Raw genomic sequence first — 21,355 nt, forward strand, 5'->3', positions numbered from 1 at the left:
GACCCCGTGATTACGACCACCCCAAAAGCCTGGCTTGGCCAGATGCGCGAGCGCGCGACCGAATCGGTCGACATCAGCTCGCTCGCGGTCTTCCGCATGCTCTTTGGGGTGATGACGGGCATCGGCGCCGCGCGCTTTTTGGCCAACGGGTGGGTCGAGCAATTCTTCGTCAAACCCGACTTCTTCTTTACCTATTGGGGCTTTGGCTGGGTCGAACCGCTCTCGCCGGCCGGCATGCACGCGGCGTTCGTGGCGCTGGTGGTGCTCTCGCTGATGATCATCATCGGCCTCTTCTACCGCGCCGCGATCATCAGCTTCTTTGTGCTCTTCACCTACGTCGAGCTCATCGACGTCTCGAATTACCTCAACCATTATTATCTGGTCAGCCTGCTCGCCCTGCTGCTGAGCTTCTTGCCGGCGAACGCCGCCTGGTCGGTCGACGCGCTTATCCGCCCGAGCATCCGCCGGGCAAAGACCGCGGCCTATCATATCTGGCTGCTGCGCTTTCAGATCGGCGTTGTCTACTTTTATGCGGGCATCGCCAAGACCGGCAGCGACTGGCTGGTGCACGGGCAGCCGCTCAATATCTGGCTGTCCTCGCGGGTCGACACCCCGGTGATCGGGCCGTTTCTGGACCTGTGGTGGATCGCGTTGGCGATGGGATGGGCGGGGCTCCTAAACGACCTGTTGATGCCGTTTTTGCTCTCCTGGAAAAGAAGCCGCCCCTTCGCCTACGCGATCATCGTCGTCTTCCACGTGGTGACCGGCTATTTCTTCCGCATCGGCATGTTCCCGCTTATCATGATGGTCAGCGCGACGATCTTCTTCGGGCCCGGCTGGCCCAAGCGCTTCGTGCCCGAGCGCTTCTGGCCCACCGACGCCGCGTCCTCCCGGCGCGCCCACGCAGGCCTGCGCAAGGTCGCGATGACCCTCGCGCTCGGCTATTGCCTGCTGCACGTCATGATGCCGCTTCGCGCCTTCGCCTACCCCGGCAATGTCCTATGGAATGAGCAGGGCATGCGTTGGTCCTGGCGCGTGCTGGTGCGCGAGAAAAACGGCGCCGTGACCTTTCGGGTAAAAGTGGCAAATCGCCAAAAAGAATATTATGTCTCCCCCTCGCGATACCTCACCTCCCACCAGGAGCGCGAGATGTCGAGCCAACCGGATCTGATCCTGCAACTGGCGCATCATATCGGCGACGAATACGAGCAGAAGGGCTTTGAGGATGTGCAGGTGCGCGTGGACGCGCAGGTCTCCCTTAACGGGCGTGCGCCCCGGCCCATGATTAACCCAAATTTCGACTTATTTCAGGTCCGCGACGGCCTCGCGCCCGCCGCATGGATCCTGCCGGGCCCCGACCAGGCGCCACCACGCCTCGGGTCTCGTTCACGATTTAATACAATTTCTAAGTAAATAGTTTCACCTAGGAAGTATTATGTTCACACCAACTTCTCGCCGCATTTCCCTGGCCGTCGCCACGTTGACGGCCTGCGCCCTCTTGCCCGCGGGCGTCTACGCACAGGAAGAAGACGAAGACGAGGTCTTCATCGTCGTGCCCGAAGAAATGGCAGAAGACGCGCTCGAGGACGCGGATGCGGACGCGGAAGAAGACGACGAGGTCATCACCATTGACGGCGAGGAATACAGCCTTGGAGACCTCCAGGGTGAGCTGCTCGACGAAGTCGCCGTCGAAGCCGAGCGCCTGACCACCGTCGGCGGCGCGGCCCAGCGCCTGGGCGAAGAAGAGCTCGAGCGCCAGGAATACGACGACCCCCACGCGGTTCTATTGCAAGTGCCGGGCGTCTACGTGCGCCCCGAAGAGGGCTTCGGCCTTCGCCCCAATATCGGCATGCGCGGCGCGAACGCCGAGCGCAGCAAAAAAGTCACCCTCATGGAGGACGGCATCCTCTTCGGCCCGGCGCCCTACGCCGCGCCGGCGGCTTACTACTTCCCCATCGTCAACCGCATGGTCGGCGTCGAGGTCTTCAAGGGCCCGGCGGCGGTCAAATACGGCCCGAATACGCTGGGCGGCGCGATCAATTGGATCACGCGCGACGCGCCCGACGAGGGCATGGAAGGCGGCATCGACGTCAACGCCGGCAGCTACCTGACCGGCAAAGCCCACGCCCACTTCGGCATGGGCAACGATTGGGGCGGTTTTTTGGTCGAGGGCATCCACTGGCAATCCGACGGCTTTAAAGAGCTCGACGGCGGCGGCGACACCGGCTTTAACCGCCAGGAATTCATGGCGAAGGGTCGCCTCAACACCGACCGCGACGCCGAGGTCGTACACGAGGTTCAAATGAAGCTCGGCTACTCGCGCGAGCACTCCAACGAGACCTACCTGGGGCTCACCGACGCGGACTTCGACGCCGCCCCGCTCAGACGCTACGCAGCGAGCCAGCTCGACCAGATGGACTGGGATCGCACCGAGATCGAGCTGCGCTATTTGCTCGATATTGGCGAGGACTTCGACCTGAGCGTGACCGGCTATCGCCACGACTTCCAGCGCACCTGGTTGAAGCTCAACGGCTTCGTCGACCCCACCCCGGTCGAAGAGATCCTCGCATCGCCAAATAGCGGGCGCCGCGCGATCTTCTACGACGTGCTCACCGGCAAGCAGGACTCCTCGGCCCCCGGCGAGACGTTGGTCCTGGGCGGAAACGCCCGCGAGTTCGTCTCCCAGGGCGTCCAGGCGATCGGCCATCACCGCACCAACGGCGACACCTGGTATAACCAGCTCGAGCTCGGCCTTCGCCTGCATAACGACTCGATCGAGCGCAATCACACCCACGAAGAATACCTGATGCGCTCCATGGATATGGTGCGAAACGAGGTCCCGACCTCGCTGAGCACCGAGAACCGCGGCGAGGCCCTGGCCCTAGCCGCCCACGTCATCGACGAGTTTTTCATCGCCAATTTGACCATCACCCCGGGACTTCGCGCCGAATTTATCCGCACCGACTTCACCGATTATAAGACCGACGAGACCAGCGATAATTTCATGACCGTGCTCATCCCCGGGCTCGGCGCGCACTACGCCATCACCCCCGAATTCGGCGTTCTGGCCGGCGCGCACCGCGGCTTTAGCCCGGTGTCTCCGGGCCAGCCCGAGCAGGTCAAACCCGAGACCAGCGTCAACTACGAGGCCGGCGTTCGCTACGCCAAAGAGCAGACCGGCACCCTGGTCGAGGCCATCGGATTCTTCAATGATTACGGAAACTTGATCGGGGAGTGCTCCTTCTCGACGGGCTGCGAAGAAGACCTGGTCGACCGGCAATTCAACGCCGGCGATGTGTGGATCTACGGCGCCGAAGTCGCCGCCGCGCACACCTTCGCCCTGGGCGGAAAATGGTTTTTGCCCGGACGCGCGGCCTATACCTTTACCCAGACCGAATTCCAGTCGAGCTTTAGCTCCCAGAACCCGCAATTTGGCGAAGTCGAAGAGGGCGACGCCCTGCCCTACGTCCCGCAGCACCAGGCATCCCTGCAGCTCGGGGTGACCAATCAGACCTTCGCGCTCAACGGACGCTTGACCTATGTCGGCCAAATGCGCGAGGAAGCTGGCCAGGGAGACGAGGGTCAAAAGACCAGCGATTACGCCACCATAGACCTGCTGTCGAGCTATGAGTTTTTGGCCGGATTCTCGGCCTACGCCAAGGTGAGCAACCTCATCGGCACCCAGACGATCGCATCCCGGCGCCCCTATGGCGCGCGACCCATCGCCCCCTTCATGGCGCGGCTGGGTTTGAAATACGCCTTTTGAGGACCATTGAGTTGAAGGCCAACTTGCAATACGAAGAGCCCCGGAGAATCGCTCTCTGAGCCGACCCCCTTTACGACGACCGCTGACCCAATGAACCTGAAAGCCGCCATCGTCTTATCTGCAGCGCTGCACGTAGCCACATTGGGCTACCTGCACACTGTAGAGGTGCCGGAGGAGATCCACGCGATGGAGTCTTCCCTGCGGGACTACGCGATCGTGCAGATGCGCACGGTTCAGGCGGACGAGTTGTCGGAAGATGGCGGCGATGATCCGGCCCGGGGCGTGCCGAACCCGGTGCCCGAAAAAGAAGCCGATCCGGAACCCGAACCCGAGCAAAAGCCCGCGCCCAAACCGGAACCTAAGCCCGAGCCTAAACCGGAGCCGGAACCCGAGCCCGAGCCCAAGCTCGAGGCCGAAAACGAGATCAAATCCGTCGTCACCGACAAAACCAAGGACTCAACCAGCCCGGTAGAGACTCAATCGGAGGCGACTGCGACCGCTGAGGCCAGCGCCTCGACCGCGCCGGTCGACTCCGGCAAGGGCAACGGCCAGGGCAGCGAGCCCCCCAAAGAGGGCGCAAAATACGGCGTTCAGCACGCCTCCAAAGAGTCCGGCCCGCGCGGCATCCGCAGCGGTACGGGCAAAGAGAATAAAAAGCTCAACCAGAAATACGGCCTCATCCTCTTCAAACATATTGATCGGACGAAGTCCTACCCCCGCTTCGCCCGCAAGGCGAATATCGAGGGGCGCGTCATGGTCTCCATCACCATCGACCGCCACGGCAATATCTTAGAAGTGAAGATGCATAAGTCCTCGGGCCACAAAATCCTGGACGAAAATACCATCGAGAATATCCGCAAGCTCAAGCAATTCCCCCCGCCGCCCGACGCGCTCACCTGGCAGACCAAGACCTTTGTTTTGCCCGTGAATTATAAGCTGAGCTAAGGGCCCAAGAACCCGAGGGCCGAGTCTAAAACGGCGAAAGCCCCCGAATATCCGGGGGCTTTCGCCGTTTTCATAGACCCTATCTTTTGGCCTTATTTTGCCGGCTTTCCGAGCAGGCGGTCGAGCAAGACCGACATATCTCGATAGCGCGCCGAGCAAGGCGCGCCCCGGGCATGCAAAAAGCATCGCCGCTTGCCCAGCCGCAGAATCGTCGAGGAGCGCGTGCCATAGTTCATCTCCGGCAGGTTCACGCAGGTCGAGTCGATCGAGCCCACCTCGCAACGGCTCAGCACCGTCTTAAGCGATTTTTCATTGAGCTTCCCGTCGGCTAATAGCTGCTGACATTGCGCAAGAACCCGCTCTTTTCGGGCGTTCTCAGCCGCCCCGAAGCTGCGCTCCGTCAGCACCAGCAAGCCCGGCTCGAGGGTCTCACGGTGCATCGACTCGCCGTCACTCCAGACAATATACGCCGCGTCGCGGTCGGCGCACAGCAGATGAAACCCGTTATAATCTGAGGCCGAAAGCGCCGCGATAACCTCCGCCGCCTCAGCCGCCGAAGCCTCCTCAAGCGCCCGGTCCACCAGCTCTCCGCGCGAGCGGCGGCTCTCTTCTGGCGGCTTCCCAAACCGATTGGTGATCGCCACCAGCACCTCCGCCTCGTTGAGCCCAAGCCAGGTCCCGCCCGCCTTCAAATCACGCGGGGCGAGCACCCGAAGATCGCCGCTCTCATGCAGACGCGGCCCCTCCGAGGGCCGGCCAAACCGCTCGTCGCGGTTCGCGCCAAAGAGCAGCGGTGCGTCGTCGATAACCTGGTTTGCCAGAATTAATGTGCACATAAATTCACTCTCCAAAGATGTCGATATTCACAACGAATACCCAGCGCCTACTCCCCGCTGCACCACACCAGGCGCGCCGCCTCGCCCACTCGCCCGCACACAATCGCCTCCTGCTCAAACCGGCGCCCGAACTCCACCCCGCGCGCCTGCGAAATCCCCAGCACCAGCACGCTCTCCTCGGGCTGCCAATTATCCGCATCCGGCACCCCGCTGCCGCGGAAAAACACAAACCCCGCCGCCTGCAGCGCGCGCTCAAGCTCACGCTGGCGCTCGTGATTCTCGTACACGCTAAAGAGCTGCGAACCCGGGTTCCACGCCGTGATAAACGCCCACTCCTCGGCCTCATATTCCCCCAGGAGCTCGTCCAATAGCGGCTCGGTTTGCTCGGGCCGAATGAGCACTTCCCCCACCGGCGTGCGGGCCAGGTAGGTGGTGTGTTTGTAGGCGTCGTAGAGTTCTTGGTTCATGGCACTTTATGTGGAAGGGGCCTGGCGTCTATATCTGGGCCGCGGGGTCGCTGAGGCTGCTTATACCGAATCGACCCGGCGTTCAAAAGCGTCATCAGGCCCGTTTCTGAGGCCCGAGGCCTCAATTCTGGCACGCCACCTACGTTTTTGACGGCCCGATGCCTCAATTTCCTGATGCAATTCGCTGAGGGGTTTATCGACATGCACCTGGCAGGCGCTCGATGTATATTTACCGAGAGACAGCCTTCTATCAAGGGCTGTGGGGGCTAAAGAGACAGCGTAGCGCGCCCGTTTTTTCAACGACCTTGAGGCCTTAAACGTGCGTCGTACTTTTCACTCTGTTAAGGTGAAGCGTCACTTAAAAATGCCTCCCAAAAAATCGGATATTCAATGAACCCAACACAGGCCCCAAAACTCTTGCTCGCCGCGCTCGCCGCGCTACTTTTTCTCGTGGGAGGCTGCCTGGATATTAGTGATCCAGCCGCCAAGCAAAAGGGTAACCAGGATATCTGCAATGCTGGCGAAACCCGGCAAGAGGACTGCAATGCCTGCACCTGCGACGCCCAGGGGATTTGGTCCTGCACCGAGATGGCCTGCCAGGATGCGGTCAGCGCAGATGCGACCGGCGAAGATGCGACCGGCGAAGACTCCCCTGACGCAACGAGCGACACGACCGGCGAAGACACCCCTGACGCAACGAGCGACACGACCGGCGAAGACACCCCTGACGCAACGAGCGACACGACCGGTGAAGACTCCTGCACCGAAGGCGACACCCGCAAGCTCGATTGCAATGATTGCACCTGCAACGCCGAGGGCGAATGGGCGTGCACGAAATTGTCTTGCGGGCTGCTCACCGCCCCGTGTGAGGGCCTGAGCTGCGGCGAGCCCTGCACCATCTGCGCCGACGACGACCCCGACTGCGTCGAGAGCGACCAAAACAAATTTTGCGACACCAACGGCTATTGCGCCTATCTCGACTCGCCCCCTGAATGCGTGGAATACGTCCCCTGCGCCGGGCTGACCTGCGGCGAGACCTGCTTTATCTGCGACCCGAGCGACCCCGCCTGCCCGCGCACGGTCGAGCATTATTGCGACGAAGACGGCGCCTGCACGCCCGATTTACCCCGCTGCCCCGTCGAACTCTATCAACCCTGCGAGGGGCGCTCTTGCGGCAGCTCATGCTCACCCTGCGACCCCAACGACCTCGAGTGTGTCTATAGCACCCCGCACTATTGCCGTGAGAACGGCGACTGCGCGCCCGAGACGCCCATATGCCTCGGTTAAGCGCGTCGAGGAAGCGTAACGCCCAGGATATGGCTTTGCTGGCCTCTCGACCCGCGCTGCGCGACTCAATGCGCCCCTTCAACCCAATCCAAATCAAAGCTCATCTCCAGGGGAAACTCAGCCGCGCAGGGGTCGCAATATCCGATGCAGAGCATCGTAAAGCTTGCCTGGCCGGCGATCTTCTTGGCCGCATAGTCATAGCCTGTGATCGTCGCCATCGCGGTTCCGTTAAACTGACACGTATTGCCGCCGACGTTCTCCAGAAGACCGGCCTCTATCTGGAGCTTGTGTGGCGCAGAGTCGCCGGCCTGGGGCATCCCCATCCCATAGGTAAACCCATTGCGCGCGGCGGATGAGGATCGGATCATCCACGGCCTTGTTTTTGGCCGGGACGAACACGAGCGTCCGGGGATCACACTTCAATTGGTGTCTGCCGCGGCAGGACGCCCTAGAAGGGCGTCTATTCTCTGGTTGTGCTGACGACACCCATTGTGATGGCAGCGACACCCAGCGTAAGCATGAGCACGGCCAAACCCGTGCGAGTCCCCTGTAACTTCTCCACCTCGACCTTTTCGATATCTTGCAGCAGAAACTCCTGCTCGGCGATATTGCCACCTTTCACAAATAGTGAGACCGCGTTGGTTCGCGCAACAATAGGGTGTTCGATAACGATGGCCTCGCCGCTTTTACGCGTCACCCGTGCGTCCATGGGCCCGGAAATTTCGACCATCCTGCCGTCAACGCGCTCCAAATGAACCACGCTGCGTTCAACGATCGGCGTCGACGTGTTGTTTGGATTGTAGGTGCTTCCCACCGTTTTTTCGTAGGAGCCGTTGAGCTTCGGTAATTCCGTTGGCTTGACGGCTTCGTACGTATAGCAACCCGTCGCACTCAACCCGACGGCACAGATAAGGAGTATGATGAGCTGTTTGCAATATATCATCTTCATCTTTCAATTATCCGTTTTATGGGAAAATAATTTATTCTTGTGCCTAATTTACAGGATGTAATCGTACTCGGCCAATGCGGGTCGGGAGACCCACGGTCCTTAGAGTCGCGGCGCGCGCGCGAAAATGCGGGCGCACGCTGTTTTACTCCTTCACTCAATGCTCCCCTTCAACCCAATCCAAGTCGAAGCTCATCTCCAGTGGAAACTCAGCCGCGCAGGGGTCGCAATATCCCATGCAGGTCATCGTAAAACTCGCCTGGCCGGCGATCTTCTTGGCCGCATAGTCATAGCTGGTGATCGTCGCCATCGCGGTTCCGTTAAATTGGCACGTATTGCCCCCGACGTTCTCCAGAAGACCCGCCTCTACCAGAAGCTTCTGCGGCGCAGGGTCGCCGGCCTGGGGCATCCCCATCCCATAGGTAAATCCATAATTTTGGGCCGAGAAAAACAGCCAATTCTCGATATTGTGCGCCTTCACCGTCGGCTCAAGCCCCTCGGTCGTCTGCGCCTCGCCGTCGTGAATGGCCTCGGTGATACTCCCTCCCGAAAGTGTCGCCTCGTCCACAGGTTCGGTATAGGTCAAACAATCCTGCGAGCACCCCTCTTCGCCATCACACGCCTCGCCAAACTCCACGGCGCCGTTGCCGCACTCGGGCTCATCACTCAGGCAGACCGAAAGCCCCTCATCCTCAATCTCCACGCACGAATACCCCGGCGCACAACTCGTTACGCACGGCTGACTGCAATACGAAGCATTCAACTCCCCGTGGCGCACACAGATCCCTCCATCGCAATCACTATCCTGCACCGCGCACGGCGAGTAATTACACGCCAAATTACAGGCTTTGCCCAGGTCCTGCGACGGCGTCTCGTCGATCACCTCCGCGTCCTCCTCCTCGCCATCCACACCCGTATCTTCGGTGTTCTGATGGCCCCCGCTATCTTTCTCCCCTTTTGCGCCCGTGTCACCATCGCCCCCACAAGCGCCCATCAAGCCCACCAACAATAGCGCGACCGCGTATTTAATTTTCATTGCCATCATTCTCACCGCTCCCATTTGCGTAAACGCCATTTCTAAAAAGCTGACGACCGGGTTATACGAAATCCCCGTCTACTCCAAAAGAACTTTCTGGCTCGGCCCGCAAACGCCCGCCACTTTTAATTCGCCAAACCTCGGCGTAGCCTCCTGATAGACGCATATATGCGACCTTGACCCCAGACGCTATGAGCTCCAAGACCCCGCATTCGACGCAACCCAGCCCGACGATGACGCATTCGGGCGCACTACGCCGCTCGACGAGGCGCATATTCATCGGTTTAGCCGCGAGGACGCGGATGGATTGATCGGGCGGCGGCTCCACGCGACGACTTGGGCCAACCTACGTTGACCCTACCCGTCGCAGACCTTAGGATGGCGGCGTTTAGGGCTTCTATTTTCCAGGTCGCGGACTTCGGAGACGCCTTCATCACGCCTGAGCTTCTCGACCAAAGACCACCGCGTCGCCCACCCAACATCTACGCCATACGGTACCACCTCCACCCAAGTTATTTTCATGGCCAAACGAAAAACGAACCGCCATCTCCAGAAGATGTACGAGAAAGGCACCCCCATCACGATGGTGACCTGCTACGACTTTACCTTCGCGCGCCTGGTCGAGAAGTCAGATATCGACACGATCCTCATCGGCGATAGCCTCGGAAACGTCATCCAGGGCCAGGACACCACCCTGCCGGTGACGGTCGACGATATTATCTACCACACCCGCGCGGTCGCCCGGGGCAACCAGTCGGCGCATCTGCTCGCCGATATGCCCTTTGGCAGCTACCAGGCCAATGACGACGAAGGCATGCGAAACGCCGCGCGCCTGCTCAAAGAGGGCGGCGCCCAGGCGGTCAAGCTTGAGGGGGGCGCGGCCATCGCGCCGCTGGTCAAGCGCATGGTGACCGCCGGTATTCCGGTGTGCGGACACCTCGGCCTGACGCCTCAATCGGTGAATCAATTCGGCGGTTTTCGCGTGCAGGGGCGCGGCGAGGACGCCGGCGAGCAATTGATCGCGGACGCCCTGGCGCTCGAAGAAGCCGGGGCGTATATGATCGTGTTCGAGATGGTCCCCAAAGACCTGGCCAAGCGCGTCACCGAGGCGCTGTCGATCCCGACCATCGGCATCGGCGCGGGCAACGCCACCAGCGGGCAGGTGCTCGTGCTCCAGGACCTCCTGGGCATGAATCAGGACTTCTGCCCGAAATTCGTCAAACGCTTCGCCAACCTCGAAGACAGCGTGGTCAAGGCGCTCGACGCCTTCGGCGAAGAAGTCCGCGACCGCAGCTTCCCGACCGACGCGCATTCCTTCGACTGATCGCTTCATCCGAGTCGACACCCGCCCCGGGGCAACCTCATGAAAGTCATTGATTCCATTGCGGAATTTCGCAAAGCTCGCCGCGCCCTGCCCGGCACCGTCGCCTTCGTCCCCACGATGGGCTACCTACACCCGGGGCACCTGGCCCTGATGGAGCGCGCGCGCCGCGAGGCCGACCACCTGGCCGTGAGCATCTTCGTCAACCCGACCCAATTCGCCCCGGGCAGCGACCTGGACGCGTATCCGCGCGACCCCGAAGGCGACCGCAAAAAATGCGAAGACGCCGGCTGCGACCTGCTCTTTATGCCCACGCCCGAGATGATGTACGCGCCCGACCACGCCACCGTGGTCGAGACCGAGGGCCTCGACCAGGTCTTGTGCGGCCCCAGTCGCCCCGGGCATTTTCGCGGCGTCACCACCATCGTGAGCAAGCTCTTTAATATCGTGGCGCCCGATGTCGCGGTCTTCGGCCAAAAGGATTTCCAGCAACTCGCCATCATCCGCCGGATGGTGCGCGACTTGAATTTCCCCATTGAAATCATCGACTTACCGACGGTGCGAGAGGCCGACGGGCTCGCCCTTTCGAGCCGCAACAAATATCTCGACGCCCAGGAGCGCGCCAGCGCGACCTGCCTGTCACGCGCCTTGGCCGCCGCCTGGCACGCCTATCAGGGCGGCGAGCGCGACGCTGAGAAGGTTTTGGAGGTGGCGCGAAATACGCTGCTTGAGAGCGTCTCTGCGCAGGCCATCGACTACCTCGAATGCGTCGACCCGCTGCGGCTCACACGCTACGAAGGCGACGCGCGCCAGATACCCGACGCCCAGGGCGCCGTCGTGGCGATGGCGGTGCAGGTGGGCAAGGCGCGGCTTATCGACAACCTTCGCCTGGATGGTGAACTGCCCGAGGCGCTGGGCTAGACGCCAGACGCTCAGCCATCGCGGACTTAGTCGTCCAATAATTCGTCCTCGGGGAAATAATCGTATGCCACGGTGATATGCATGCCGAAATCCGAGCGGAAGTCCCCCTCGGCCATGCGACACTCGACGCACTCGAATTTTGTGGAGTCCGACCAGAGGCTGGCGTAGGGCACAACCCCGAACGTCAGCCGGTGCCCCCTGATCCGGCGCGGCTCCCAGGTGCCCGCGTGGCCATCGGCGAAACGCACCGACATCCCCATCGTGCTCTGGAGCCGAAACTCGCGGCGGGTATAGAGAAAATGACTCTGCGGCCCGAACTCGCCGCACCCCGGCGAGCCAAACCCGTCGCACTCTTCTTTTATATCACTGGGGAGCGCCACCGCGTGGGTTTCGGGGCCGAAGGTCGCGTAGAGCCCCCAGATCGGGATGACCCGCTTGAACCGGCTACTCAAGTCCACGCCCGCGCGAAAATGCGGCGTCTTCATGTCCATAAACGGCCGCCAGGTCGCCCCGGCCGACGCCGCCATCGACAGCCCATCGCCCCGGTCTTCGTCGAGCACCGCCGCGCGCACCTCGGCCCCAAGCTCTTGATAGCCAAACAAAACGCCGGCCTCCGCCCCGTCGGCAAACCCCACCCGCACATACCCCTGTGAGTCGAGCGCCGCCGCGTAGATCGCGACCAACGGATGCATCATACTGCGCATGCCGCTAAACCCGCTAAACTCCTCGCCGTCGGCGGTCTTTACCTGCGCGCCCTCCAGCGTGGCCAGGGTGAGGTTGACCCCGGCGGAGACCTGCCCGGCGTCGAGCACGTCCGCGCTTCTTGGGCGAACCCCGGCGTGAAAACACCCCGACAAGAGGAGCGACCCAAACACCAAAAGACTCACCGCCACCCGATTTACGCCCGCGCTGTCCATATCTATCTCTCAGCTTTCTCACACCATCCCAAAATGGCGATTCACCCTCACAATCTCTCCACTCAACCACAGCCTAGGGAGTACTCAGGTGCGTCGCAAGCGATTCGCGCCGGAGCCGCGCGTCAATAGAAAACAGCCCGCCCCCCAAAGGGAGCGGGCCGTTTTCGTGCGCGCAAACGCCCATCGACTCAGCGCTGTTCGCTGCGCTTTCCGAGCTTGGTATCGAGCGCGCTGCGCAGACGCTCGGCCGCGCCCATAGCCGCATCATCGAGCTTGGCCGCGTGGTGGGTCACCGCGGTCGGCTGCATACCCTTGACCCGCGCCTCCATCGTGCAGCGCTTGTCGTCGGCGCCCTGCTTCGGGCCGTTCTCGTCCTGCAGGTGCACCTCAACCCGGGTAATCTCCTCGCTAAAATGGCGCAGGGCGTCTTCGACGATGCCCTGCATAACCTCCACGAGACGCTCGTCGCCCTTCACGCTGCTGTCGGTATTCACCAGAATCTTCATTTAGCACTTCCTCGCGCAACAGTGGGATGAATTGCTTCTTGGACCCGCATTCGTCGGGGGAGAGTCTAAGCGCGGGAGGGTGATAGGCAAGGTGGGGGGCGCAGCTTTTCGCGGTGTCTGGGTTCGCGTTTTTCGCGGCGCCTCGCCGGTCCGCAACGGCCCCCCTCCGCCTGCTGCGCAGGCCCCGGTAGCGCAACAGTAGATCTTCCCCTCTGGGGAAGATGTCGCGAAGCGACAGAAGGGGGGCCGCGTGCCCGCGAAGCGCAGCGAAAACAACCACCCCGCCCCGCCAAACGCCCAAACCACTTGACTCTGATACAACCCGTGCTAATAAATGAATGGGGATTCATTCAGCCTTCAAAAAAGGCCTTGAGTCTCCCTAAGAAGCCGCTGAATGCGAACGAATAATGCTGAGCAGGCGATTATGACTCACGCGCAAAAAAAACGCAGTGACAAGCGAAAGCGCATCCTGGACGGGGCGCTCAAAGCCTTTGCGCTCAAGGGATTCTATAATACCAAGGTCTCTGAGATCGCCCAGGAGGCGGGGGTCGCCGATGGCACCATTTACCTGTATTTCAAGAATAAGGATGATCTGCTGATCTCCCTATTCGAGGACCGCATGGAGTGGATCATCGAGCGGCTGACCGCGGACCTCAAGAAGTTCGGCGACGACGTGCTGGCGAAGTTTCGCCATATGGTCATGATTCATTGTCGGTTGGCGGTCGAAGAGCCGAAGCTGGCAGAGTTTATCACCATCGAGCTGCGTCAGAGCTCGAAATTCGTCAAAGAATATAAGAATCCCAAATTTGGTGATTACCTAAAGATCTTCCAAACGCTGATCGAAGATGGTCAGGCGAGCGGAATCTTTCGCCGGGATGTTGACCCGCGACTGATCAGCCGAGCGTGCTTCGGCGCGCTTGATGAGGTCCTATTGCAGCTCACCCTATCAAAGGCCGACGCCGCCGAGGTCGAGGACAAAGCCTCGCAGGTGGCCTCGGTCCTGGTGGCGGGGCTCTTAGAGCGCCCGGCGAGCAGCGCTGACTGACAAACCCTTTTTCACTCTGCATCTATCAAATAGATGAACTCACTCATTGTTTGAACCTACCACAGGAGGATAATCGTGAAGATTCTCGCGACGATCAAGCGGGTTGCAGACCCGGATATGAAGATCAAAATCTCGGAAGACGGAACGTCCTTGGAGACCGCCGGCGCCGAATATACCTATAACCAGATGGACGAGTGGGGCGTCGAAGAAGCTCTGCTGCAAAAAGAGAAGCATGGCGGCGAAGTCGTCGTGGTTTCGGTGGGCTCGCCGGACTCGGTCAACGAGCTTCGCAAAGCCGGCCTGGCCGTGGGCGCCGACCGCGCCATCATCGTCGAGACCGACGCGGACCTCGACAGCGACGCCGTGGCGCGCCTGCTGGCCGAAGTCGTCAAGCGCGAAGAGCCCGACGTCATCATGATGGGCAAGCTGTCGCTGGACACCGACCGCAACCAGACCGCTCAGCTCTTGGCGACCTACCTCGACTACCCACAGGCCACCGACGCGTTCAACGTCGAGATCGCCGACGGTTGGGCGACGGTTGGCCGCGAGATCGACGGCGGAACCAACACCAAACGCGTGCAGCTTCCGGCCGTCATCACCGCCACCGAGCGCCTCAACGAGCCGCGCTACGCAAGCCTTCCGGGCATCATGAAGGCCAAGCGCAAGCCGGTCGAGACCATCACGCCCGACGAGCTCGGCGTGGACATCGCGGTCAAAGTCAAGACGGTCAAATACGAGCTGCCGCCCGAGCGCGCCGCCGGTATGATCGTCGCCGACCTCGACGAGCTTCTCGACAAGCTTAAGAACGAAGCGAAGGCATTTTAATTTTCTGACTTCGAATTAATTTCGGACGATTTTATTTCAACGACTTTTTTCGCTCGAATCGAATTCGGGCGAATCCACACATAAGGAGTGTTCCATGGCCAACGTACTCGTTGTCGCCGAACATCAAGCTGGGGAGCTTCGCAAGGTCACCCTTCCAACGATCACCTTTGGCGCCGAAACCGCCGGACTTCTCGGCGGCGAGCTCTATGTGCTCGTGCTGGGTGACTCGGCAGACGCTGTCGCCAACGAAGTCGCGCAATACGCCGGCATCGCCAAGGTCATCTACGCCAAATCTGGCGCCCTCGCAGCTTATACGGCGGAGGGTTTTGCCCCGGTGATCGCCAAGGTCGCCGAGCAGGTCGACGCCGAAGTCATCGCCGGCCCGTCGAGCGCCCAGGGCGCCGACTACCTGCCGCGCGTCGCCGCTACGCTGGAGGCCGGCATGGTCACCAACGCGATCAAAGTGAGCAACGACGGCGGGCTCAAATTCCAGCGCCCCATGCTCTCGGGTAGCGTCCTGGAGACCGTCGAGGTCACCACGCCCAAGAAAGTCGTGGGCGTGCGCACCACCGACTTCGACGACGCTCAGACCGGCGCAAGCGCCCCGGTTGAGACCGTCGAGCTGGGCGAAGCCCGCGCCGACGTCGAGTCGGTCTCCCTTGACCTGGTCAAGAGCGAGCGCCCCGAGCTGACCGACGCCGACGTCGTCATCGCCGGTGGACGTGGACTCAAATCCGCCGACGCCTTCGAGATGCTCGAAGTTATGGCCGACCTCTTCGGCGGTGCTGTCGGCGCAAGCCGCGCGGCCGTCGACAGCGGTTACTCGCCCACCGAGACCCAGATCGGTCAGACCGGTAAGGTCGTCGCGCCGAACCTGTACGTCGCCGTGGCCATCAGCGGTGCGATTCAGCATCTCTCGGGCATGAAGGGCTCCAAGACCATCGTCGCCATCAACACCGACGCGGACGCGCCCATCTTCCAGGTCGCCGATTACGGCCTGGTCGCCGACGCCTTCGAGGCGGTCCCGGCGCTGACCGAGAAGCTCAAAGCCCTCGGCGTTGGCAGCTGAGCCGCTTGAGTCGTTGAGCATATTTTAAAAGCGGGAGCACTTCGGTGCTCCCGCTTTTTTTGTGGATCTTTGTGGGCATTAGCATTTTTCTATATATCTGCTATGAGTTTACCCAATTCGGGCCCCCACCGCGGGCCACCCGACGCAATTTTATCGCAAGATTATCGCAGCGGCGCCCCTCGGAGGCCGCGCGAAATAGTCCACGAACGCTTCGGCGGTCATTCGTAAATCAACTGGGAGTGCAGCGTATGAAGGCATGGCAATTAGGAAAAAGGACCGCGACGATCTGGTGCGCGAGCCTGTTATTGGGACTGGTCTTTACGGGTTGTTCGGCAGAGTTTAACGACCAAAAATGTGAGACCGAGCAGGATTGCTTCCACGGCGAAGTCTGCTCCTCCGACGGCGTCTGCGTGCCCGACTCGAGCGATCTCGACGCCGGCGACGAGGATGTCACCCCGGATGATGTCGGCAACGATATCAGCGAAGACGTCGAAGAAGACACGGTCGACTCCGACACCGACGTCACCCCGCAAATTGCCAGCGTTCAGCTGAGCCCGGGCGCCGCCGACGTCGCCCCCGGCCGCACGGTCCAATTGACGGTCACCGCGCTGGACAAAGACGGCAACGAGCTGCCCGACGAAGAGTTCACCTGGACCTCCTCCGACGCGAGCATCGCCACGGTCGACGCCAACGGCGCCGTCACCGGCGTCGCGCTGGGCGAAGTCGTTGTGCGCGTGACCTCGGACTTCAACCCGAACCTCAGCGCCACCTCGACCATCACGGTCGTCGAGGCATCGGTCGCCCGCGTCGAGATCGACCCGGTCACCGCCGACGTGCTTGAGGGCGAGACGCTGCAATTCAGCGCCACCGCCTACGATGACGAAGACGCCGAGCTCCCCGACGCCACCTTCGTGTGGTCGGTCGACCCGACCAGCGCCGCGAGCATCGACGAGAACGGTCTTCTGACCGCCGGCGCCTATGACGTCGCCGCCAATACCGCAACCGTCACGGTCAGCGCCGAGGGCGTCGACGCCACCGCCACCGTCACCATTTTGCAGGTCCCGGTCGACTCCATCGTGGTCACGAACCCCGACGGCGACCAGACCTTCTCGGTGGAAGAAGGCGCAACCCTTCAGCTCACCGCGACCCCGTTTGACGCCGATAGCAATGAATTGCTCGACCGCGACGCGACCTACTCAAGCGACGACGAAACAGTCGCCACCGTCGACGAAGACGGCCTGGTCACCGGCGTCGCCGCAGGCACCGCCAATATCACCGTCACCATCGGCGGCGTGACCGAGACCATCGAAGTCACGGTCACCGAGCCGGCCGTTGTTCAGCCGCCCGTCGCCGACGCTGGCGCCGACCGCGTCGTGAACCTCGGCGAGACGGTCACCGTGGACGCAAGCACCAGCAGCGACCCGGACGGCCGCGCGCTCACCTTCACCTGGGAGCTCACCAGCGTCCCCGGCGGCTCCAGCACGCTGCTCGACAATAGCACCGGTGTGCAGGCGACCTTCGACCCGGATACCGCCGGTGATTATGTCGTCAAGCTGACCGTCGAGAACGACGGCGGCGAGACCGACACCGCGACCGTGACGATTACGGCCAACGCCGCGCCGGTCGCTCAGGCTGCGAACGTCAGCCAGACGTCATTCGGCCAGGCTGGCGTGACCGTCTACCTCGACGGCGCCGGCTCGACCGACCTCGAGGACGACGCTGCGGGCACCCCGCTCAGCTACGCTTGGGTATTCAGCGCCGACCCGAACGGCGACGCCGCCACTATGCTCGACCCGAGCAGCCCGACGCCGTCCTTCACGCCCTCGGATAGCGGCACCTATATCGTCGACCTCACGGTCACCGATAGCAACGGCGCCTTCGACACCGCCTCGGTCACCATCAACGTGCGCCCGGTGAGCGCGAACAACGCGCCCGTCGCCGACGCTGGCGCCGCGCAGACCGTGGACGTCAACACCGCAGTGACCCTCGACGCCAGCGCGTCGACCGACGAAGAGACCGCCTTTGGCGATCTCGAATTCGCCTGGGCCATCACCACGGACCCGAGCGCCGGCGCCGACACCCTCAGCGACGCGAATACGGCGATGCCGACCTTCACCCCGACGGTCGCTGGTGATTATGTCTTCGAAGTCACCGTCACCGACAGCAACGGCGCGACCGACACGGCGAGCGTCACGGTCACGGTCGAGGCGGGCAACGCTCCGGTCGTCGACGCAGGTGCCGACGCCAGCATCACGATGGGCGGCTCACACACCCTGGCTGGCAGCGCCACGGACGTCGAAGACGACGCTTCCAGCACCGCGCTGACCATCGCCTGGACCATCGCCGGTCCCAACACCGATTCCACGCAGCTCGATGACCCGAGCAGCTTAACCGCGGTCTTCACCCCGGCCCAATCCGGCGTGTATATCCTCACCCTGACCGCCACCGACTCCGACAGCAATGTCAGCAGCGACTCGGTGACGATTACGGTCGCGCCGGCGGTCACCAACACCGCACCGACCGCCAACGCGGGCGCCGATGACACCCTTGAGTTGGGTGGCACCATCACCCTGGCCGGCAGCGGCACGGACCCCGAAGATGACCTCCTCGGCACCGCGCTGACCTATGCCTGGACCATCGAGGCATCCAGCCCCTCCACCGACATCGCGCAGCTCAGCGACGCCTCGATCGCCGACCCGGTCTTCGAGCCGACGGCCACCGGCGACTACACCCTCACCCTGACCGTCACCGACTCCGGCTCGCTCAGCGATAGCGACAGCGTCGTCATCACCGTGACCCCGGCTGCGCCAGCAACGGATTGTCTGATTATTTCGGAGTATGTTGAGGGTTCGAGCAATAACAAAGCCGTTGAATTCTACAACTGCGGCACCACCCCGGTTGATCTCACGGATTACCACTATTGCCTTGAGCAGAATGAAAAAAGCATCGCTAATGGCTGTCAGCAGAAATATAACCTCAGCGGAACCCTCGCCGTTAATGATACGCTTGTTCTGTGCAACAACTCCGCGAACGCAGAAATTAAAGCGAGTTGCGATGTTGAAACCGGAACGATAGCGTTCAATGGTGACGACCGCATCATTCTCTTCAAAGATGGCGGCACTCCGGACGGTGATTATCAGTCCGCCACCGACACCATCATTGATGTCTTTGGTGAACTCGGAAATCAGAATAACGCGTATGCGGACAAAACCTTTGACCGCTGCAATTTCACGCCGTGGATGGGTGTAGGCACGTTCACAGTATCGGATTTCTATAGTCAACTCCCCAACAACACCGCCAGCGGCCTGGGCGTCCCCCCCACCGAAGGCTGCGCACCCTGAGCACCTAGCACCCCGCTCATCCGCACCCGCGGATAAGCACTAAAACAAAAGCGCCGCCCGACTCCGTCGGGCGGCGCTTTTTTGTGTCTTCTCAAACTATCTTCACCGAGGCGCCTCAGCCCCCTCGGAACTCACTCACCAACGAGCCCCGCATCGGTCTTCTTCGCCTCCCCAGCGTCGGCCTCAACCGCCTCCAAACCCGCGTCACCTTCGCTCTTTGCGTCGCCTTCGACACCCGCATCGGACTCGGCCGGCGCCGGCGGCAAGGGCGGCGGCGGCAGCCGGCTCAACACACGTGGGTTCGGCATCATCGGCGCGGCGAAGCCGGCCAGGGTGCGTAATTGCTGAGCGGTGAGGACCAGGTTCACGTTCACATACTCGCCCTCCGCGCGGCATTTGACCTTATCGATCAGGTTGCCGATCCCCATCGCGCGCGCCGCGACCCCGGCGATGCCGTCCAGGCCGAGCGCCGTCTTCAGGCGCCGCTTGAGGTTCGGACAGGAATTCGCGAAACGCTCGGCCTCGACCGCGTCTTTGAATTTCAGGTCCGCGTTGGCGGTGGGCGAAGCCGGGCTGGAGACCTTGAGGCTCACGGCCTCAAAGCGCATCCGCCCAAGCCCCGGAATCATATCGACCAGGCCCTGGGCGCTCATCAAAACCAGGGTGTCATCGCCGTCGGCCACCCGCTCGATCTGGGCCAGGCCGTCGAGCATCGAGGCGTTGGCAGGCGCGGCGGACTTATCTTCCTGGGCGCGAAGCGGCGAATCCGCGGCGAGGTTCTGCGTAATCTCATCGAGCCACTTATCCTTGCCGACCACCGCGAGCCCCGGGCGCGCTAGCAGCACGCGGCGCGGGTCCTGATACCCGCTCTGAGCCGACACCAGCGGGCGCATCGGGGCGCCGCCGGATTGTTGCCACGGGATCTGCTCGCGAAAACGCCGGTCCAGCACGCCCTTAATCTGCGACTCGCTCATCGAGTGACGCACCGCCAAAAACGACTCCTGAATATATTGGGGGCGCGCCGAGGCCATAAAGAAGCTGTCGAGATCGTCGATCGGGTCCAACCCGGTATGCCCGGCGAGGATCCGAAAATCCGGGACCTTCTTCATGATCTGGCGCACGCCGTCTTCGTAGAGCGTGCCGCGCACCCGATCCAGGCGCACAAGCGCGGTGACCGCCGCGTTGCCCGGGCCATAATTGCGCAGGCTCGGGATATCGCTCGGCCCGCCGCGCTCGACGCCAGGGAGCGGCTTCTTCGGGTCAAAGGTCGAGCCCTTCGACGCGGTCTTTTTGGGGGGCGGATCCTTTTTGGGTTCTTTTTTCGCGGCGATGGCCTCTTTGGGCGCCTCCTTTTTGGGCTCAACCTTCGGCTTAGGCGCAGGGTCGATCTTCTCGACAACCTCTTCTTCGGGCTCCGGCGGGGCGTCTTCGACCGCATCGTCGGGCTCGATCGCCTCGGGTTCTTCTGGATCCTCAAGATCCTCGCTCTCTTCGGTCTCGCTGGGCTGCACCGGCCCCTCTAATTGAGCCCAACGCTCGGCCTCGCGACCGTGGCCGAGGGCGCGCAGCTCATCCATCTTCGCCACCCACTCGACGTCAAATCCCTCGACCCTGGGCCCAAAATTGCCGAGGATCACGGGCAAAACGCCGAGCAAATGCAGCACGAAGCTCAGCGCCAGCGCCCACACCAGCCCCGACACGCCCCACCACAGCGCGCCCTCCTGGGGCTCCGAGGCGTCAGTATTCTCGGCGTCGACGATCTTCTCGTCATGTGATTCGGGTCGTTCGGACATAAAAATTGAGACCAATTAAAAAAGTTCGAAAAAATAATCATCGCATCATCTCACGCGCCTATCCACGCGGATCGCGCGCTCTATTAATGTCAACGCAGTCTTAAACTATGCGACCCGCCCGCGACATTCCAGCAGATATCGAAACCGGGGTCGGCCGAGGACTAAAACTCGACTTGCAATCAATTGACGGGTGTGCAAGATAATGCCGCTTGATGTCGACTCGGGCTCATCCCTGAGTGGGCACCCATGAATTTTGAATCCATCGATGCTTTTTACGCTTGAGTGCGCGCTCGAATTCAGTTTGACGACCCAACCAGTTCGTCAGCAGCAATGA

General features: G+C 61.7%; 18 protein-coding genes. 10 read left to right on the forward strand and 8 right to left on the reverse strand.

Features of this window, described 5'->3' with window-relative positions; all coding sequences use genetic code 11:
- Positions 1-6: 6 nt before the first annotated feature.
- From DN745_RS14180 to DN745_RS14190, 3 genes are all read left to right on the forward strand, one after another.
- Positions 7-1,413, forward strand: a complete 1,407-nt coding sequence (locus tag DN745_RS14180) for an HTTM domain-containing protein (RefSeq protein WP_204355001.1) — start codon at positions 7-9, stop codon at positions 1,411-1,413.
- Positions 1,414-1,435: 22 nt separating this feature from the next.
- Positions 1,436-3,766 carry a TonB-dependent receptor family protein gene (locus DN745_RS14185; RefSeq protein WP_133622031.1) on the forward strand — a complete coding sequence of 777 codons (2,331 nt, stop codon included), beginning with the start codon at positions 1,436-1,438 and terminating at the stop codon, positions 3,764-3,766.
- Between the two features lie 90 nt (positions 3,767-3,856).
- A complete protein-coding gene (locus DN745_RS14190) occupies positions 3,857-4,711 on the forward strand; it encodes an energy transducer TonB (protein ID WP_111335854.1) in 855 nt (284 codons plus the stop codon).
- 92 nt (positions 4,712-4,803) lie between these two features.
- Here the strand turns inward: DN745_RS14190 and DN745_RS14195 are convergent, their stop codons facing one another.
- Together DN745_RS14195 and DN745_RS14200 are read right to left on the reverse strand one after the other, a co-directional pair.
- Positions 4,804-5,547, reverse strand: a complete 744-nt coding sequence (locus tag DN745_RS14195; protein WP_133622030.1) for an NRDE family protein — start codon at positions 5,545-5,547, stop codon at positions 4,804-4,806.
- Positions 5,548-5,594: 47 nt separating this feature from the next.
- Entirely contained in the window at positions 5,595-6,014 is a 420-nt protein-coding gene (locus DN745_RS14200) for a DUF3293 domain-containing protein (protein ID WP_111335857.1), read from the reverse strand.
- A gap of 390 nt (positions 6,015-6,404) precedes the next feature.
- Here DN745_RS14200 and DN745_RS14205 point away from each other — a divergent pair, with 390 nt between their 5' ends.
- On the forward strand, positions 6,405-7,301 hold the full coding sequence (locus DN745_RS14205) for a hypothetical protein (protein ID WP_111335858.1): 897 nt from the start codon (positions 6,405-6,407) through the stop codon (positions 7,299-7,301).
- 65 nt (positions 7,302-7,366) lie between these two features.
- Here DN745_RS14205 and DN745_RS14210 read toward each other — a convergent pair whose 3' ends face one another.
- The 3 genes from DN745_RS14210 to DN745_RS14220 form a co-directional block, all read right to left on the reverse strand.
- Positions 7,367-7,669, reverse strand: a complete 303-nt coding sequence (locus tag DN745_RS14210; RefSeq protein WP_133622029.1) for a hypothetical protein — start codon at positions 7,667-7,669, stop codon at positions 7,367-7,369.
- 92 nt (positions 7,670-7,761) lie between these two features.
- Positions 7,762-8,250, reverse strand: coding sequence for a hypothetical protein (locus tag DN745_RS14215; protein ID WP_111335862.1), 489 nt, complete (start codon positions 8,248-8,250; stop codon positions 7,762-7,764).
- A gap of 154 nt (positions 8,251-8,404) precedes the next feature.
- A complete protein-coding gene (locus DN745_RS14220; RefSeq protein ID WP_133622028.1) occupies positions 8,405-9,292 on the reverse strand; it encodes a hypothetical protein in 888 nt (295 codons plus the stop codon).
- A gap of 511 nt (positions 9,293-9,803) precedes the next feature.
- Here DN745_RS14220 and panB point away from each other — a divergent pair.
- A complete protein-coding gene (panB, locus tag DN745_RS14225) occupies positions 9,804-10,607 on the forward strand; it encodes a 3-methyl-2-oxobutanoate hydroxymethyltransferase (RefSeq protein ID WP_111335865.1) in 804 nt (267 codons plus the stop codon).
- Positions 10,608-10,646: 39 nt separating this feature from the next.
- On the forward strand, positions 10,647-11,525 hold the full coding sequence (gene panC, locus DN745_RS14230) for a pantoate--beta-alanine ligase (RefSeq protein ID WP_111335867.1): 879 nt from the start codon (positions 10,647-10,649) through the stop codon (positions 11,523-11,525).
- 26 nt (positions 11,526-11,551) lie between these two features.
- Here panC and DN745_RS14235 read toward each other — a convergent pair whose 3' ends face one another.
- Both DN745_RS14235 and DN745_RS14240 read right to left on the reverse strand, forming a co-directional pair.
- On the reverse strand, positions 11,552-12,442 hold the full coding sequence (locus DN745_RS14235; RefSeq protein ID WP_111335868.1) for a hypothetical protein: 891 nt from the start codon (positions 12,440-12,442) through the stop codon (positions 11,552-11,554).
- A gap of 188 nt (positions 12,443-12,630) precedes the next feature.
- On the reverse strand, positions 12,631-12,948 hold the full coding sequence (locus DN745_RS14240) for an HPF/RaiA family ribosome-associated protein (RefSeq protein ID WP_111335870.1): 318 nt from the start codon (positions 12,946-12,948) through the stop codon (positions 12,631-12,633).
- Positions 12,949-13,342: 394 nt separating this feature from the next.
- Between DN745_RS14240 and DN745_RS14245 the strand changes: the two genes are divergently transcribed.
- From DN745_RS14245 to DN745_RS14260, 4 genes are all read left to right on the forward strand, one after another.
- A complete protein-coding gene (locus DN745_RS14245) occupies positions 13,343-13,993 on the forward strand; it encodes a TetR/AcrR family transcriptional regulator (protein ID WP_111335871.1) in 651 nt (216 codons plus the stop codon).
- A gap of 75 nt (positions 13,994-14,068) precedes the next feature.
- Entirely contained in the window at positions 14,069-14,818 is a 750-nt protein-coding gene (locus tag DN745_RS14250) for an electron transfer flavoprotein subunit beta/FixA family protein (RefSeq protein ID WP_111335873.1), read from the forward strand.
- Positions 14,819-14,912: 94 nt separating this feature from the next.
- Complete coding sequence (locus tag DN745_RS14255) at positions 14,913-15,887, forward strand: electron transfer flavoprotein subunit alpha/FixB family protein (protein WP_111335874.1); 975 nt, start codon at positions 14,913-14,915, stop codon at positions 15,885-15,887.
- A 248-nt stretch (positions 15,888-16,135) separates the two neighbouring features.
- Positions 16,136-19,228, forward strand: coding sequence for an Ig-like domain-containing protein (locus DN745_RS14260; protein ID WP_111335876.1), 3,093 nt, complete (start codon positions 16,136-16,138; stop codon positions 19,226-19,228).
- 131 nt (positions 19,229-19,359) lie between these two features.
- Here the strand turns inward: DN745_RS14260 and DN745_RS14265 are convergent, their stop codons facing one another.
- On the reverse strand, positions 19,360-21,021 hold the full coding sequence (locus DN745_RS14265; RefSeq protein ID WP_133622027.1) for a hypothetical protein: 1,662 nt from the start codon (positions 21,019-21,021) through the stop codon (positions 19,360-19,362).
- Positions 21,022-21,355 lie beyond the last annotated feature (334 nt).

The organism is Bradymonas sediminis (assembly GCF_003258315.1).
In the GTDB taxonomy this organism is placed as follows: domain Bacteria; phylum Myxococcota_A; class Bradymonadia; order Bradymonadales; family Bradymonadaceae; genus Bradymonas; species Bradymonas sediminis.